The organism is Finegoldia sp. BIOML-A1, from assembly GCF_009678325.1.
Taxonomy (GTDB): domain Bacteria; phylum Bacillota; class Clostridia; order Tissierellales; family Peptoniphilaceae; genus Finegoldia; species Finegoldia magna.
Genome location: NZ_WKZF01000001.1, coordinates 88,332 through 105,963, shown reverse-complemented (window position 1 = coordinate 105,963; position 17,632 = coordinate 88,332). Strand labels below are relative to the sequence as shown.

Genomic DNA, 17,632 nt, shown 5'->3' with positions numbered 1-17,632 from the left:
AGGAGATTTATGAAAAAATTAAAAACAATAACTTTGGTGTCTGTGTTAATAATAAGTCTGTTATTTACAAGCACAAATATCTTTGCAGAAAATGAACTTGATAATATAGAGGTGCTTACATTCTCTGTAGATAGCATGTATAATAAGGGAAACTTGGACACAAACAAGGAAAAACACAAAAAACTTGGAGAGATAGAATTAAATAGAGTTTTATCAAAAGAAGATTACATAAAAGATGTTAATAATTTTAAAAGCTTTTATATCCATGAACAAGGATATCTGGGAGGATACACAAAAGAACAACTAGATTCGGATATTGATAAATTACTACAAAATCCTACAGGAAATACCGTTGGTGATTTGAATTTGCAACTTGCTAAAATAATATCTAACATGAACGATGGACACACAACTGCTATGTATTTTTTGGGGACAGAGCGATTCCCGTTCAGAATAAAAATAATTGGCAACGAATTCTACATCATAAACACAACAGAAAAATACAAGGACTTATTGTATTCCAAAATTGTAAGCATAGAAGGTGTAAAATCGTCAGAAATATTGAAAATAGTGAGCAAATACATTTCTGCAGAGAATGAAACTGGAAGGAAAAATATTTTACATCATGGTTATATGTTATTCACTGATTTACTTAAAAAAGAAAATATAATAAAAGGAGATAAAGTACATTTCCAAATTTCACAAAATGGAAAAATCGTTGATAAAAAAGTAGACACCATTAAAACTGATAATGTTGGGATATACAAAAATTACTACGATAACGAAAGTTACAATCAAATAATGTACGATACTAGTGAATTAAAATGGGACGCATATACAAATTGGGATAAAGAACAATTCACAGAAAATAAAACATTTTACTTCTATAAATCAAACAGAAATCTAGTAATTAAATATAATTATTCTTATGATATGAATAAAGATAACGTATTAAAAGACATGATAACTAAAATGCAAAATGAAATACAAGCAAAAGATATCGACAACATCATATTAGACATCAGATATAATGGTGGTGGCATGTTTACACACGCAAGAGAATTAGAGTTTGCAATAATGCAATATCAATTATTAAATCCAAAAATCAATATTAAAATGTTAATTGGTGAAGAAACTTTTTCAGCAGGCATAAGAATGATAGATAGTGTAAAAAGGAACTTAAAAAATGTACAGATGATTGGAACAAATACTGCGGGAGCTTCAAATTATAATATGTCTGGAGGAAATATTGTATATCTTGGAAAAAGCAGACTATTCATCTACACATCAGGAGAAATGAGAAGATATGATTATACTTACAAAGATGTTATACACTCTTCGAATTTAAATAAAGGTGATGGATCAACGTGGTATCCTGATATGTTTATCGAAAATCAAATCCAAGATTACGCCATTGGCAATGACAGGGTTATGAATTACGCATTGAGAAATAATTGATATTAGTGTATCTGATTATAACGAGAGGAGATATTGTGTATGAATAGCAAAATAAAGTTAGTAGTACTTACTATATTTCTAATAATGACAACTAGTTTTGATATACAGGATGAAATAATAAAGATTAATGAACAAGATTTGATTGATTCACTTAATACTAATAATATTGAAGAATATGATTCTCATGTAATTTTAGGTGATATACCAATTAGTTCAGAAAAATATAAGAAGCAGGTTAGAGATATAAGAGATTTTATGCTGGACAATCATGTTTTTTATGAAGCAGAGAACATGGGTGAAATTACAAATTCTTATAATAAATTGTTGAATGATTCAGACAATAAAACAGTGAAGGACTTAAACCTTGATTTAATGAAAGTATTTTCAAAGTATAGGCAAGGACACGTTTCAGTAAATACAGTATATAATGGAGAACCATCAGTTTTTATTGACGAAAATAATGGCAAATATTACATAGTCGCAACTACAGATAAATACAAGAACTTACTTGGTACAGAGGTCATAAGCATAAATAATATTAAAATGAAAGATATTATAGATAGATTAGAAGCTTACGCTATTGGTGAAAATGAAAGTTTTAGAAATCTTACTAAAAATTCATTCTTGAATTGTCATGAAATATTGAAAAAAGAAAATGTGTTAACAGAAGAACAAAACATTTACGAATTGAAAATAGGAGATAAAATAGTAAAATTAGATTTACCATTTGAAAAATCAAAAGAGTTTATAGTTAGTAAATTAAAAATTAACGGAAGGAAAACTGAACTAATAAATGTTAAACAGAAAAATGACAATAAAGATAAGTATACTATCATCAAACCTCTAAAATTATCAGTAGACAACAACAAGCTACACTATATTGAAACAAAGGATGACAATTTGATTCTTAGGTATAATTCCTGCAAAGAAAATGAGAATTACAAGATTGAAAAATTTACCAAGGATGTTTGCGACCAATTAGACAACAACAAATTTTCAAATATAATTATCGATTTACGATATAACCTTGGAGGAAGTTCATTTCATATCTACAATATATTTGGTAAAATGATGGCGTATCAGGGAGCAAATCCAGATACAAAAATAAAAGTTCTGATAAGCAATCAAACATACTCAGCTGGAGGAGATTGCGCTTTGCTATTTGTGAAGAACTTTCATAATGTCGAAGTGATTGGGAAAAATAGTGGGTTTCCAATATCAACGTCTGCAGGAGATGTAAATGTCGCATATACAAAAGATACGTATATTGGAATAAATTACTGCACAACTGTTTTTAGACAACACTATGAAGATGTAGATTCATTTTTGTTTAATTACAAGAATTTTGATTTTGAAAAGAATACAATGAAACCTGACTTTTACGCATCGCAATCATTCGCGGATTTCATGATAGGAAACGACCCTGCGATGAATTATGCGTTAAGAAATGAGGGGAATACTTCGTTGGCTGAGAAAATTAAAGGCGTTTTTAAATAATTAAAGTTTACAATTTAAAAATTTGTTTCAGGAGGAAATATGGAATTATTAATTACACAATATAGAAAGTTTAAATTTAATAATAAGAATATGTTTTTGTTGATTTTGACCGTATTTTTTTTATTAATACTAAGCATAAGCTCTTTTGCAGATAGTGAATTAGATGATGTTGAAGTATTAACAATAGACGTAAATTCTATGTTTCAAGATGAAAATGTAGACTACAGTAAGCTTAAGACGACTGTTGTACAAAATATAGATTTTAATAAGACTTTAACTGATAAGGAATATAATACAGATTTATCTAATTTTCTTCATTATTTTAATCAATCTCAGTCTTATCTTGGGTATTCAACAGAAGATGAAATGAAAAAAGAATTAAATAAAATTATCCAAAACAAAACAGGCAGAACAGTTTCAGATTTGAAGTTTGATATGGATAAAATTATAGCTATGACCAATGATGGTCATGCTCTTGGCATGTTTAATGTAGGTAGTGCTTATTTACCGATAAAAATGAAAATTATTGATGACGATATTTACATAATTAATACTACAGAAAATTACAAGAATTTACTGTATAGTAAAATTATTAGCATCAATGGAGAGTCTGCAAAAAGTTTGCTTGATAAGTTTTATAAATATGTTTCAGGAGAAAATGAATATTTTAAGAAAGCTAAACTTGAATCATATTACTTGAGTTATATTGATATATATAATAAAGAAAATATAAGTAAGAATAACAAGTTATCACTAGAACTAGAAAATGATGGCAAGATTCAAAATATCGATATAGAAGCTATAAAAATGGAACCTACTAAAATCTTCAAACAATATTTTGAAGGTAGTGAATCAAAGAGATTTGTTTATGATATTAATGATAAAATAGGTAAAAAATTCGTACAAAATAATAAGGAAAGATTTACCGATGACGAAGCATTTTATTGTTACGAAAGAGAAGGAAGCCTCATTGTAAAATATAATCAGGCAGCTGATAAAAGTGATGAGATTAGTTTAAAAAATCTAGAAAAAAATATGGATAGTATTATCAAGAAAAATAATACGAACAAGATCATATTAGACCTTAGATACAATAATGGAGGAGAAACGACACATTTTAGAGAGCTATCTAGAAAACTACAAACATATCAAATATCAAATCCACAACTTGAATTCAGAGTTTTGACAGATTACAATTCTTATTCAGCAGCGACATTTTTAATTGATGATATTAAGAGGGGGTTAAATAATGTTACTATAGTAGGTAATTTTACAGGAGGACCATCTGGTTGGACAACATCTGCAGGTTCTATGTTGTATTTTGGAAATAGTCACCTATTTATTTCATCTGCATCAAGTTATTTATTTAGATTTGACTATAACTATAATGATATAATGCACTGTTCTAATCTTAATAAAAGAGATGGTTTGACGTGGTATCCTGATATGTTTATCGAAAATCAAATCGAAGATTACGCCATTGGCAATGACAAGGTTATGAATTATGCTATTAACAATTAAATAATTTAATTAATATCTTCTTTTATTTATTAAAAGAGGATATTTTTTTAATTAAAAGCACAATAATCTTAGACAAATTGTAACTCAATTTTAATACAAAAAATCGTTAATCTGTTATACTATATATTAGTTAGAGGTGATTTATGAAAACATTTAAAAAAGTTTTTATTGGATTGGGGCTTTGCTTATTGGTGTATCTAAGTTTTTCTGTAGGAAATGCTACAGGAAAAAGAACAGCGATTACCAATGAAAATGGTATTCCATTAGCGAAGATCAATAAGATTGAAAACTTGATTGACCAATATTATCTTTTTGATATAGACAAAAACAAGCAACAAGAAGGAGCTGTGGAAGGCTATGTAAAAGCTTTGGGAGATCCTTATTCTGAGTTTTTGACTAAGGAAGAGATGGATAGTTTGAATCAACAAACTGAGGGAGAATATGCAGGTGTTGGAATTGTGGTTACTCCTTCTGAAACTGGTGCGATAACTGTTGTTAGTGCAATCAAAGGTAGTCCAGCTTTTGAAAAAGGCATCAAAAAAGATGATATTATACTTAAAATTAACGGCAAGGATTACAATGCATCACAAATGAATGATGCTGTAAAAGTTATGAAGGGTAAACCTAATACAGATGTTAAGCTTACTATTGCCAGAATGGAGAATAAAACTAGTAAGATTTTCGATGTAAATATTACGCGTCGTATGATTAGTTTGACTACTGTTAATTCTCAAAAAATTGGAGATATTGGATATATCAACATAACTCAATTTGATAGGAAAACTGACAAGGAGTTTATCGAACAATACGAAAATTTGAAAAAGCAAAATGTGAAATCAATTGTTTTGGATTTGCGTAACAACCCTGGTGGTTTGTTGGATTCTACGGTTAAAATAGCAGATTATCTTCTTCCACAAGGAGTAATAGTTAAGACTGTAGATAAGAATAAAAAAGAAGATGTTCAAAAGAGTGATGCTTCAGAACAAAATCTACCAATGGTAGTTCTTGTGAATGGTTCAAGTGCATCTGCATCTGAAATTTTGACAGGGGCTTTGAAGGATTACAAGAAAGCTACGATTGTCGGAGAGAAAACTTTCGGAAAAGGTATCGTTCAAACGATTATTCCTATGGATAAAGGCGAAGGGTTGAAGCTTACTATTAGCGAGTATTTTTCACCAAATGGCAACAAAATTCACAAGCAAGGTGTTAAACCAGATGTTGAAATCAAATTAGATGAAAAAGCTAAGGGTATCGGAGTTGAGTTTATGAACGAAGATAATCAACTTCAAAAAGCTTTAGAGATTTTAAATAAAAAATAGGAGAAATTATGAGAGAAGAAAGAGAAGCGAGAAGAAAACGCAAGAGAAGAAAAAAAATAATCAGCTCAATAGTTCTTTTGGTTTTTGTATTGGCTGTAGGAAGTTTTGTTGCAGTAAAAGTAGCCAACAGCGAACAAAGTCTTAATCCAAAAGTAGCTGAGAATTCTTCTAAGAAAACGAACAAAAAAAACGTTGAGAAAAAAGAAGAGCCAAAACCAGATCCGAATAAATTAATGAAGGGTTCAAATCATATTTTAAAAGCAGATTCGTATGCTTATGATGCCAAAACAATTAGTCAATTTATTAGACCAACAAAATCTGAGGGCTATGTTAAAAACACTGACAACAAAAAAATTTGTTTCTTGACTTTTGATGATGGTCCAAATCACAGCATAACTCCACAAGTTTTGGATGTATTAAAGAAAGAAAATGTTCCTGCTACATTTTTTGTAGTAGGTAAACATGTTTCACAAGATACAAAAGATATTTTGGAACGCCAATTAAATGAAGGTCATGCAATTGCTCTTCACTCTTTTGAACACGATTATTCAAAATTATATCCAGGAAGAGTTGCAAACGCTGATAGAATTAAAAAGGAAGCAGAAATGGCACAAAAAGCATTGCAAGATGTTCTTGGTCCAGATTTTAAAACAAGCGTGTGGAGATATCCAGGTGGACACATGAGTTGGAAACAATTAAAACCAGGCGATGATGCATTAGAATCTTTGGGAATTCACTGGATTGACTGGAACAGTTTGGTTGGAGATGCTGAACCAAAAAGCAGAAGACCTACGACTGTGGAAGGCATGGTTGAATTTGCAAATACTTCATTAACTTATCAAGCTGAACAAGATTTGGTTGTAGTTTTGTGTCACGATGCACCAGGAAAACAACTAACTGTTGATTCACTTTCAGCAATTATTAAAAATTTTAAAGATAAGGGATATGAATTTGGAATTTTAAAATAATTTTAAAATTATAAATATTAGCTTAAATTTGCCACAATTAAATTATTATGCAGAGCACCTTTTTGATAAGGTGCTTTTTTAATGTTTTAAATCCTACTAACTATATATAGTATGAATAAAAATCAAAAACCCACATATTGATACTATCTGTAGTATTTGATATAATAAAGCAGTAATAAAAATCAAGTAAAAAAGATTTTAATCATATAAAAAAGGAAAGAGAAGAGGGATTGCAAATGCTAACTGTAGAAAAAAGAGACGGACGACAAGTTGAATTTGATGCTAAAAAAATTGTCGTTGCGATAGAAAAAGCTATGAATAGTAGTACAGGAATTTACGAACCGAATTTGGCTGAAAAAATCGCCAACGAAATCGAAGGATACGCCAAAACGATTGGAAAAGTTTTGAGTATTACTGATATTGAAGACCAAGTTTATTATAAGTTAATTCAGTACAACAATCCCGCTACGGCAAGAGCGTACGAAAATTACAAAGCCGTACAAAAATATAAGAGAGAAACTAACACTACTGATGAAAGTATAATCGGTTTGTTGGAAGAAAGTAACAAGGATTTGTTAGAAGAAAACTCCAACAAAAATGCAGTGATAGCTTCTACTCAAAGAGATTTAATAGCTGGTGAAGTTAGTAAGGATATTGCTAGAAGAAAGCTTATTCCTCAAGATTTGCTTCAAGCTCACGATGAAGGAGCAATTCACCTTCACGATATGGATTACATAATTCAACCAATGTTTAACTGTTGCCTTGTAAATATGAAAGATATGCTTGATAAGGGAACAGTTGTAAACGGCAAATTAATCGAATCGCCAAAATCATTCCAAGTTGCATGTAATGTAATGACTCAAATAATCGCACAAATAGCAAGTAATCAATACGGTGGTCAAAGTATCGATATTAGATGTTTGTCAAAGTATTTGAGAAAATCTTACGAAAAGAATTTGAATTTGTGCATCGAAACTCTTGGAGACATCGACATGGCTGAAAAAATGGCAGATAAGATGACTCAAAAAGATTTGGAATCGGGAATTCAAACAATCCAATATCAAATCAATACATTGATGACTTCCAATGGACAAGCTCCTTTTGTGACTTTGTTTATGTTTATTGAAGACCACGATGAATACAAGGAAGAAACTGCAAAGATAATAGAAGAAATTTTGAAGCAAAGAATTCAAGGAATTAAAAATGAAGCAGGAGTGTATGTTACACCAGCATTCCCTAAGTTAATTTACGTTTTGGATGAGAACAACATTCACAAGGACAGCGAATTTTATCATTTGACTTCACTTGCAATTCGTTGCACAGCTAAGAGAATGTACCCTGATTACATTTCGGCTAAGAAAATGAGAGAAAACTACGAAGGAAATGTGTTCAGTCCAATGGGATGCAGAGCGTTCTTGTCACCATGGAAAGATGAACATGGAAACTATCAATTTGAAGGTAGATTTAATATCGGAGTTGTTACGATTAATTTACCACAAATCGGAATTCTGGCAGATGGCGACGAAGATAAATTCTTCGAAATATTAGACAAAAGATTAGAAATGTGTAAGCGTGCAGGAGTGTTGCGTTACGATTTACTAAAAGATGTCACTAGTGATTCTTCTCCAATTCATTGGCAACACGGAGCTATCGCGAGACTTAAACCACACACACCAATCAAAGATTTGTTGATAGGAGGATATGCGACTGTGACTTTGGGTTACATTGGAATTTACGAAGCAACGCTACTAACAATTGGTGAAAGCCACACAAATCCAAAAGGCAAAGAATTTGCAATGAAAATAATGGATATCATGAATGAAAAAATAAAACAATGGAAAAAGGAAACTAATCTAGGATTTGCATTGTATGGAACTCCAGCAGAAAGTCTAACTCACAGATTTAATAGTATAGACAGGGAAAGATTCGGAGTAATCGAAAATATAACAGATAAAGGTTACTACACAAACTCATTCCACGTTGATGTAAGAGAAGAAATATCTGCTTTTGAAAAGTTCTCATTTGAATCGAAATTCCAAGATAAATCATCAGGCGGATGTATTTCTTATGTAGAAATTCCAAACATGAGCAAGAATTTGAAAGCTTTGGAAACTCTTGTCAAATACATTTACGATAATATTCAATACGCAGAATTCAACACAAAAAGCGACTATTGTCAGAACTGTGGTTTCGATGGAGAAATTACAATCAACGAAGATGGTGATTGGCAATGCCCACAATGTGGAAACAAAGACCATGCTACGATGAATGTTGTTAGAAGAACTTGTGGATATCTTGGAGAAAATTTCTGGAACGAAGGAAGAACAAAAGAAATCAAAGATAGGGTATTACACATTTAATGAATTACGCACAAATCAGACAATACGATGTGGCAAACGGTCCTGGAATTAGGTGCACGTTTTTTGTAACAGGGTGCAGCCTCAATTGCAAGAATTGTTTTAACAAAGAATACCAAGATCCCAATTTTGGAGAAAAATGGACCGATACGCAAACAAATCAAGTAATAGATTATTTGAACCAAGAAGAAATTGATGGACTCACAATTTTAGGTGGAGAACCATTCGAATCTTGCGATGATTTGATAGAAATTGTGGGAAAAATCAGAGAAAATACGAACAAAAGTATCTGGATTTTTTCGGGATACACTTACGAAACACTTTCTCAAAAACAAAACTGCAAAAAACTATTGGACATGTGCGATGTACTTGTTGATGGAAGATTCGTAGAAGAATTAAAAGATTTGAGATTGAAGTTTCGTGGATCTTCAAATCAAAGATTGATTGATTTGAACAAGACCACAATGGACGACATCATATTAGTTGATGAAAATAAATTATAAATAAACCGTTAGAATCAGCTGGTTCTAACGGTTTCGTTTTGCAATTAATTACATATTAGATATTATATTTTTGATAAATGAGCCGACGGTTTTGCTAAACATTTCAGGAGATTTAATGTAGCAGAAATCATTGGTGAAGATTTCTTTATCAAAAGTCAAATCGTCTTGTGATCCAGTGAACACACCTAGTAATTTTATTTTTTGCATTCTAGTCAAGAATACTTCTTTTGCGCTGTCTTTTACTGCCAATTCTCCGACATAATCTTCTGCTTTAAATCTGGTTTTGCCGACAAAATTGAGATTTACGATATTGTTGGGCTTACCATCTGTTAGCATTATCAAAAGTTTTGACTCCATTTGTTCCGTCATAATATTTCTCATAAATTTGAGTGCCAATCCGTCTCTGTTGGAGCCTTCTGGGTGATAATGGAAAATATTTTTGCAGTTTTGTTCATCGTAGTCTTTGAATTTTGTGATTATCAAATAATCGTACATATTTTGAAAACCAAGTACACGAACTTTTATCGATAAATCACTTAATGCTTTCGCTATAACATAAGCTTCTGCAGCTATGATTTCCTTTTTTTCGTTTTGGCTTGCAGACATATCCAATAACAAATCCACAGACATGGGGCTGTTTTCGCTTTTATAGATTCTGTTAAAAATCTTATTGTCGTTTAATTTTATGTGACGCCAAGCTCTTTTGATGTCAATCGTTCCAAATGTCGATCTTCTGACATCATCATCTTCATTTTTCAGAAGTGCTTGTTTTAGCATTTCAGATAACACATTCACTTGACGATTGTAAATGAGGATATTTTTTTCAAAATGTTTAAGATTTTCATTGTAAGACTCCAGCAATAAACTTGTTCTGTAATTTTCGATTCTTGTAGAACTTGCATTGACGATGTGAAAATTCACATCAGAGTGAATATCAGTAGACAATTTGTTTTTCAGAGAATTCAGAACAGATTGATCCACTATGCTTTTTCCGTACAATCTTTCGATATTGGTGTGAACATCCTTGGTACGAGAAGTTTTTTGGATAGGATTGTCGCTGTCGACGTCCTCATCTTCTAATAACTTGTACAAATCTTCAGTAAATTCTTGTGATCCGATTGAGTATTTTTCAAGTTGAGAAACACTTTCTTGTTTTGTTATAATTTTCTGGTTAGTTTTCTTAATAACAGGTTTGACTTCTTTTTTTATCTTTTCAAAATTATCATCCACAGAATTTGTCTTATATGAATAGAAGTATTTGTTCACAATTTTAATCAACAGATTTATAAGAGACATGCTATTATCGCACTTTGTTTTAGTCAAAATCAAAATTTCCCTGATGGATTTGTGAGTAGTCCAAGGCTTGTCAGTGTAGTGATATTTCTCTAATTCTTCAGAAATGTTTCTAGGATTGGACCTATAATATTTGTCAGAATAGTATTGTTTCTGTAATCTGTCAAAATCTTCAAGTCCATTTCTTTCGGTAATCATTTTATCTCTTAAATTATTATATAAAATTATTATCAAAATCGTGAAGATATCCGTTTTATTCGACACATTATCAATTATTTTCATGGCGGATTTTATATCGTAAAATCTATGAGAAAAGCCAAAAAGTGCCGTCTGGAAAATCTCTGCATTGATGTTTTCTTTTGTAATCAAATCCAAATTAGGGTTGATGTTGTAATCATCACTCAATAGCCAAAACAGATTTTGAAATCTTGAATCTTTCATTATTCAAAAATCTCTTCCGGTTTCAAATCGTCCTTAAATATAGTGTCGATTATATCCTGTACGATTGTTTTTTCAAATTCATCAAATGTTTTGTTCACTATACCAAGTTTGAGACTGGATTTTACGCTCAAACCTCTTTTCATAGCATGAATTGAAGACAATAAACCCCTCAAATCTATACATCTTCCAGAAATTTCAGAATTCAAACTTTTTTCTTGTAAATCCATGAAAAATTTCACGAACATTTTTTGTGCAGTGTCTGTCAATGAAAACTCTTCTGAAAGTATTTTGTTCAGAGTTTTTTCGTCTGTTTTTGGCATATCTATCACGAAAAATCTGGATAACAACGCCTCATTGATTTCACGAGTACCAGCGTATCCGTAATTCATTGTAGCTAAGAATCTTGTTTTATCGTGAATGTCTACTTTTTCAAAACCAGGTATATCTATAATTCGACGATAATCCAAAACGGAGTGCATAATAGCAACAGAATCGTTCTTAGCCATATTAATCTCATCGAACACGCAGAAACCTCCATTCAATGAAGATTCCAACACTGGACCTGCTCTGAAAATAACTTCATCGTTTTTCAAAGTATCCATACCAATCAAACTTTCAGAATCCGTGTTTACATGAAAAGAAATATTCCATTGTGGTCTTTGGAAAATATATGCCAAATTATCACACAATATATTCTTGCCGGTTGCTTTAGGACCAACCAATAGCAAATTATTCGCTTCCAAAATGCTTGTTATAGCCATCTCCAAAACTTCTTTTCCATAGTAGTTAAATCGTGGTTTAGGAATTCTGGATTTGAATTTGTCATCTACATCATTGTCCTTCAAAAAGTTTTCTACATCTTTTATTAAATTTTTATTTATATTTTGTGATTCAAGTAAATTAATCATATTACCTCTTTCATAAACTATCTAATTTGTGACATTAGTATGATATAATAAATTAAAAGAAATTGGAAGTAGGTGAATAAATGAAGAAAGCATGGGGAGGTTTCGTAAAAGGATTTGCGAAATTTTTGGATGGATTTTTCGGATTTTTAATAGCATTTATAGAAACATTGGTGAATTTAACTGTGGGATTTAGGTATGTACTAGGATCCATACTATCCTTCGGTTGTATATTTATATTGTTCTTTCCTTATATATTTTTCAAATACAAATGGATTACATTTACGGTTTTGTTCATAACGATATTTCCTATTTTGGGTAAAGGATTCGTCAATTATCTAAAATATGTAAAATATTCTATGGTTGAATTCTTACTTGGATACGGGGATTATTATCTCAATAATTCACAAACAAAATACACCTCTTATTCTGATTACAAGAAAAAATACATCTTCAACAAACAAGAAGAAGAAAGAAAAGCGCGTGAAGAACGACAAAGACGTGAACAAGAAGAATGGACTAGAAGATTTAACGAATGGTTCAATCAAAATGGATTTGACTTTAATGATTTTGGATATTATCAACAACAAGGTCAATACGGTGGATACAACCAAGGTTACGGACAACAAGGGTATGGATATCAAAATCAATACCAAAATCCAGTGGACGATTTTGTAAAAACTTATGAACAACACTGCGATACATTAGGAGTGGGATATAACGCAGATAAGTACGAAATAAAATTAAATTACAGAAAGCTTGCCAAGAAATACCACCCTGATATAAATAAGGCAGCTGATGCAACTGCGAAGTTCCAAGAAGTCAACAACGCATACGACTTTTTGTCCAATGAGCAAAACATTGAAAGATATAACAGAATCAAAAACAAAAAATAGTATATTGCTGGGAGAATATCTCCCAGTTTTTTATTAGGGAAACTTAAAAAAAGCCTTGACAAATTACGAGAAATGGTATAAATTAAAACAAATACAACATAAATAATATAATCAATAATGAAGTTTAAGAAAAAACAAAATGCTCAACATTGTTATATAATTTAACAATGAAAATGAAAAAATGAAAGGAAATTAAAATGAAAAATTATAATGGTAGAAGAAAATCAACAAAAAAATTAACTATTGTTTTATGTATGATGGTTTTTGCAATTGTATTTGGTTCAACAGTTTATGCAGTTAAATTAGTTAATGAACAATCCAAAGTTAATGAATTAGAATTGCCTGAATTAGATTCTATGAAGATAACAAAACAAATAAAAAATGGAGAAAGAAATATAAAATCACAATCTATCTCTAGGGAGAATTATAAACAAATACAAGAACGATTGGGAATTTCCCTTTTAAATAGTGAACTTTCAAAAGACGATAAGTATATGATTACAGATGTTGAAACTGACAATAAAGATTATGCGATAATCAAGTGTGATAATTATATTATTGGAGACACATCGAACTACTCTTACAATGAAGAAGATGGATTTTATAGTTATGATGAAGGAAACTTGTACAAATCTCCAATATCACTACAAGCAGATATAGTTTTAAGTGAAACTCAGCTTAATAATTTATGGACTACTGATTATTTGGGAATGTATAGTTTCGTAGAGCAGTTCGTTTCAGAACAAGGGTATAAAGTTAATTTAATTGAAGAAACAATTGACGGAAATCAACCACAAAATTTTGTATCTAAAAAGACAGCTGTTTTCGTAGCGGATGGAATTAGATATACATTGACAGGTAGAACAACAGTTGAAAATATGAAACAAATAGTAAATTCAATGAAATAAAGTATTTGGGTGCTGCACAATAAAACGTGCAGCATTTTTTATTGTAAAAAACAGAAAACTTTAATCACAAAAAGCAAAACTTTGTCTAAATTTTTAAGAATTTATTTTTCATTTTAAAAAATGTAAATTAAAAATATCAAAGTTACAGCAATCAAAAAAATATAATAAAAATGTTTTCATTTATACATATAGCAATTTTTATAAAAAATTCAACAATATATCTAAAATCAATTTAGATTTAAAAAATTATATGGGTTATAATAGGTAGATGTGAGGAAGTGAGTTTATGAAAGATGTAATCAATAAAATAATTGAGATTGATAAAAAAGCACAGGATTTGGATGAAACTTTTCAAAATGATCTTGTGACTGAACAAAAAAAACAAAAAGAAGCTATAAGACAGCTTGAAGACAGATATCAATCAGAATCTGTAACTAAACTTAATTCTGTCCATGACGATATTATTAATAGCCAAAACAATAATATCAAAAATCAAAAGAAGAGTATTGAAGAAAAGAAAAATCACTTGAAGGAAATCTTCGATAAGAACGAGGATAGATTGGTGGATAAATTCTTCAACATTATTACGGAGTAATTATGGGATCTGCAAGATTATATAGTGCGCTTAATACTAAGATTTCTAAGATTAGCTCAGAGCTTTTGTCTGATGAAGATTTTAAGAAATTATTAGAAGCTGATACTAATAAGGATCAATATGATTATCTTTTGAAATTGGGAAAGATTGAGGGTGAATACGCAAACGAGGGCGTGAGTCAGTTTGAAAATAGTCTTAATGATAAGATGATTAGAACTGAAGAAAAGTTGAAGTATTATATGAACGGCAGATACAAGGATTTTTATAATTCTTTGTTGGAGTATTATGTCGTTGAAGATATTAAAACTTTGGCACGTGTTATCGTTAGAAGGGAATACACCGATAGGTTGAATGATAATCTTATAGTTCTCAAGGATACAAAATTTTCTCGAATTTCTTCGTCGACTACGATTCAAGATTTTGTGGATATGTTAGATGAGCCATACAAATCTATTGTCGATAGGTACAAGGAAGAAAATCGTCACAGAATTTTGTTTTTTATTGAGATGAACTTGGATAGAAATTATTATTCAAACATTATCAAGATGAGTCAAGGTTTATCGAAACAAGATTCTAAGATTGTCCAAGATTATTATGGTGAAAAAATCGACTTATTGAATTTGGAATGGATTTATAGAGCTAACAAATATTATGAAATCAATAGCGAGATTATTTTCAACTTTACGATTTTGGGCGGTAAATTGTTCCAATTGGACGATTTGAAGAAGATTTCGTATATGGATTTTGATGATTTGATAAATTTTATTTCCGAAAGTAAGTATTCTTTCTTGGTTAATACCGACAATGATATTGATTTGTACATGGATAGGAGAGTTTACAGATATCTTTATTTCAAGGCTATGGATTTGCTACATACTAATAAGTACAATATTTCGAAACTTATTGCGATTGGCGAATTACTTGAGTTTGAAAAATTTGATATTGAAAAAAGTGTGGAATCTAAGAGATTTAATTTGGATTTTGAAAAGTCCAAGTCTTATCTGATTAGAAGAGTTTAAGGAAGTGGTAAATTGAGAGCAGAAAAAATGTACATGATGAATGTAGTTGGAAATCTGAAGTATCTTGAATCCACTATAAAAGATTTGTTGGATATTGGAAGTGTCGAACTTACTGATAGTTTGAGCCAAATCGAAAACAATACTTTTATCGTTAATATCAATAGTGAAAATATCGAAAAAACTATGGAGTTTAATAATGTTACTGGTTTCGAAAACAGGGATATTAAGGAATTGAATTCTATTGCTGATAATTTGAAGGATATTTTCAAAATTGATTTGAGAGATGAGAGATTAAAAAGAGAGTACAACGAAGATGAAATCAAAGACTTCTACGGTTCTATTAAATATAAGGTGGACAAGATCTACGATTGTGAAAACCAAATTGATGAAAATAAAAAAGAATTGGAAGATTTGTATTTGATTGAAGATTTGGATGTATCTATTGAAAGCTTGTGTGATATGAAGTATTTCGATTATCGCTTTGGCTATTTGTCTAAGGAAAATAGATTAAAGTTGAAGAAAAACTACGATAATATCATGGCAAGTGTACTTCATTTGGCAAGTAAGAACAAAAAGGAAGTTTATGTAGCTATTTATCCAAAAGATGTGTCCATTGAAACAGACAGAATTTTGAGATCGTTGAATTGGACTGATATCAATATTAATAAAAATAGAAAAGAGGTTCCAAAAGAAATAATTTCCAAAATTGAATTGGAAAATGAAAACTTGGGAGCTGAAATCTCAAAATTAAATCAAAGCTTAAATGAGATTTACAGAGATAACAAAAGCAAAATCATTGATATGGTGATTTCTGCTAATTTGTTGATTCAATTAGAAGATGTGAAGAGTTTACTGGCAAGAAGTGAAAACTACTTTTACTTGGCAGGATGGGTTCCTGAATCAGCTAAGAGTGTTGTTCAAGAAAAATTATCAGCATACGATGATATGTTCATTAATTTCTTGGATGCAGATGAAAGTGGACTAACTCCTCCCACCAAGCTCAAAAACAACAAATTTTTTAAGCCGTTTGAGCTTTTAGTTAATATGTATGGCACTCCAAATTACAAGGAAATCGACCCTACTGTATTTTTCGGGTTGACGTATATGTTGTTGTTCGGTGCTATGTTTGGGGATTTGGGACAAGGCGCTGTGATGTTTGTAGCAGGTGTCTTATTAGCGAAATTCAAAGATAAGATGATGGGCGGACTTCTTGAAAGAATTGGTGCAAGTTCCATGGTGTTTGGAATTCTTTACGGTTCTTTCTTCGGACTAGAAGGAATTATTCCGGCATTGTTTTTGAAACCATTTGAAAATATCAACAAAGTTTTGATTATAGCTATTGGACTTGGTGTCGTACTTTTACTGATGGCTTATGTTTTAGGATTATGTAACAATTACATTTTCAAAGATGTGCAAGAAGGACTTTTCGGACAAGAAGGGTTGGCAGGATTTTTGCTATTCTTGTTATTCTTATTATTAGCTGCAACAGTTGCATTAGAATTGCACATTGTTTCTGTTGGAGTGATTGCGGCGTGTATGTTGATTGTGATTTTTGTCATGATTTTCAAAGTTCCATTGACGCAACTTTTGTACAAGAGAAGACCTCTTCACAATGGTTTGGATGTTACAGGTTATTATGTTGAAAGTTCATTTTCAATTATTGAAACTTTGATTTCAATGTTTTCTTCAACTGTATCATTCATAAGAGTAGGGGCATTTGCTATCAACCACGTTGGTTTGTTCTTGGCATTTACATCTATTGGTAAAATGATTGGAACTAATGCAGGTAACATAGCTATGATAATCGTAGGAAATATCGTGATTTTGGGTCTTGAAGGTTTGATTGTGTTCATTCAATCATTGAGACTTGAATATTATGAATTGTTTAGTAAATATTTTAAGGGTGATGGAATTTTGTTCCAACCAACTATAAAGAGAATTTAAAGGAGATA

General features: G+C 30.8%; 14 protein-coding genes. 12 read left to right on the top strand and 2 right to left on the bottom strand.

What is annotated here, in order from left to right:
* Positions 1-9 precede the first annotated feature (9 nt).
* The 7 genes from GKG00_RS00460 to nrdG all read left to right on the top strand — a co-directional run bounded on the left by GKG00_RS00460 (position 10) and on the right by nrdG (position 9,623).
* On the top strand, positions 10-1,458 hold the full coding sequence (locus GKG00_RS00460; protein WP_154253652.1) for a S41 family peptidase: 1,449 nt from the start codon (positions 10-12) through the stop codon (positions 1,456-1,458).
* 39 nt (positions 1,459-1,497) lie between these two features.
* Positions 1,498-2,955: a peptidase S41 gene (locus tag GKG00_RS00455; RefSeq protein ID WP_154253650.1), complete on the top strand. Its 1,458-nt coding sequence runs from the start codon at positions 1,498-1,500 to the stop codon at positions 2,953-2,955.
* A gap of 39 nt (positions 2,956-2,994) precedes the next feature.
* On the top strand, positions 2,995-4,476 hold the full coding sequence (locus GKG00_RS00450; RefSeq protein WP_241673624.1) for a peptidase S41: 1,482 nt from the start codon (positions 2,995-2,997) through the stop codon (positions 4,474-4,476).
* Positions 4,477-4,619: 143 nt separating this feature from the next.
* Positions 4,620-5,795, top strand: coding sequence for a S41 family peptidase (locus tag GKG00_RS00445; protein ID WP_154253648.1), 1,176 nt, complete (start codon positions 4,620-4,622; stop codon positions 5,793-5,795).
* Between the two features lie 8 nt (positions 5,796-5,803).
* The gene (locus GKG00_RS00440; RefSeq protein WP_154253646.1) at positions 5,804-6,763 is read left to right on the top strand and encodes a polysaccharide deacetylase family protein; all 960 of its coding nucleotides are present in this window, start codon (positions 5,804-5,806) and stop codon (positions 6,761-6,763) included.
* 236 nt (positions 6,764-6,999) lie between these two features.
* Entirely contained in the window at positions 7,000-9,123 is a 2,124-nt protein-coding gene (gene nrdD, locus GKG00_RS00435) for an anaerobic ribonucleoside-triphosphate reductase (protein ID WP_154253645.1), read from the top strand.
* Positions 9,123-9,623, top strand: a complete 501-nt coding sequence (gene nrdG / locus GKG00_RS00430; protein WP_094208906.1) for an anaerobic ribonucleoside-triphosphate reductase activating protein — start codon at positions 9,123-9,125, stop codon at positions 9,621-9,623. The genes nrdD and nrdG overlap by 1 nt, the downstream gene beginning before the upstream one ends.
* A 48-nt stretch (positions 9,624-9,671) precedes the next feature.
* On the opposite strand, the gene GKG00_RS00425 is transcribed toward nrdG, so the two are convergent.
* Together GKG00_RS00425 and GKG00_RS00420 are read right to left on the bottom strand one after the other, a co-directional pair.
* Positions 9,672-11,357, bottom strand: coding sequence for a hypothetical protein (locus GKG00_RS00425; RefSeq protein WP_154253643.1), 1,686 nt, complete (start codon positions 11,355-11,357; stop codon positions 9,672-9,674).
* The gene (locus tag GKG00_RS00420; RefSeq protein WP_154253641.1) at positions 11,357-12,265 is read right to left on the bottom strand and encodes an AAA family ATPase; all 909 of its coding nucleotides are present in this window, start codon (positions 12,263-12,265) and stop codon (positions 11,357-11,359) included. The genes GKG00_RS00425 and GKG00_RS00420 overlap by 1 nt, the downstream gene beginning before the upstream one ends.
* Positions 12,266-12,345: 80 nt before the next feature.
* Between GKG00_RS00420 and GKG00_RS00415 the strand changes: the two genes are divergently transcribed.
* The 5 genes from GKG00_RS00415 to GKG00_RS00395 all read left to right on the top strand — a co-directional run bounded on the left by GKG00_RS00415 (position 12,346) and on the right by GKG00_RS00395 (position 17,624).
* On the top strand, positions 12,346-13,158 hold the full coding sequence (locus GKG00_RS00415; RefSeq protein ID WP_154253639.1) for a DnaJ domain-containing protein: 813 nt from the start codon (positions 12,346-12,348) through the stop codon (positions 13,156-13,158).
* A 197-nt stretch (positions 13,159-13,355) separates the two neighbouring features.
* On the top strand, positions 13,356-14,066 hold the full coding sequence (locus GKG00_RS00410; protein ID WP_154253638.1) for a hypothetical protein: 711 nt from the start codon (positions 13,356-13,358) through the stop codon (positions 14,064-14,066).
* A 286-nt stretch (positions 14,067-14,352) separates the two neighbouring features.
* On the top strand, positions 14,353-14,661 hold the full coding sequence (locus tag GKG00_RS00405; RefSeq protein ID WP_154253630.1) for a hypothetical protein: 309 nt from the start codon (positions 14,353-14,355) through the stop codon (positions 14,659-14,661).
* Positions 14,662-14,663: 2 nt separating this feature from the next.
* Positions 14,664-15,680 carry a V-type ATPase subunit gene (locus GKG00_RS00400; RefSeq protein ID WP_094208901.1) on the top strand — a complete coding sequence of 339 codons (1,017 nt, stop codon included), beginning with the start codon at positions 14,664-14,666 and terminating at the stop codon, positions 15,678-15,680.
* Positions 15,681-15,692: 12 nt separating this feature from the next.
* Positions 15,693-17,624, top strand: coding sequence for a V-type ATPase 116kDa subunit family protein (locus GKG00_RS00395; RefSeq protein ID WP_154253629.1), 1,932 nt, complete (start codon positions 15,693-15,695; stop codon positions 17,622-17,624).
* The last annotated feature ends 8 nt before the right edge of the window (positions 17,625-17,632 follow it).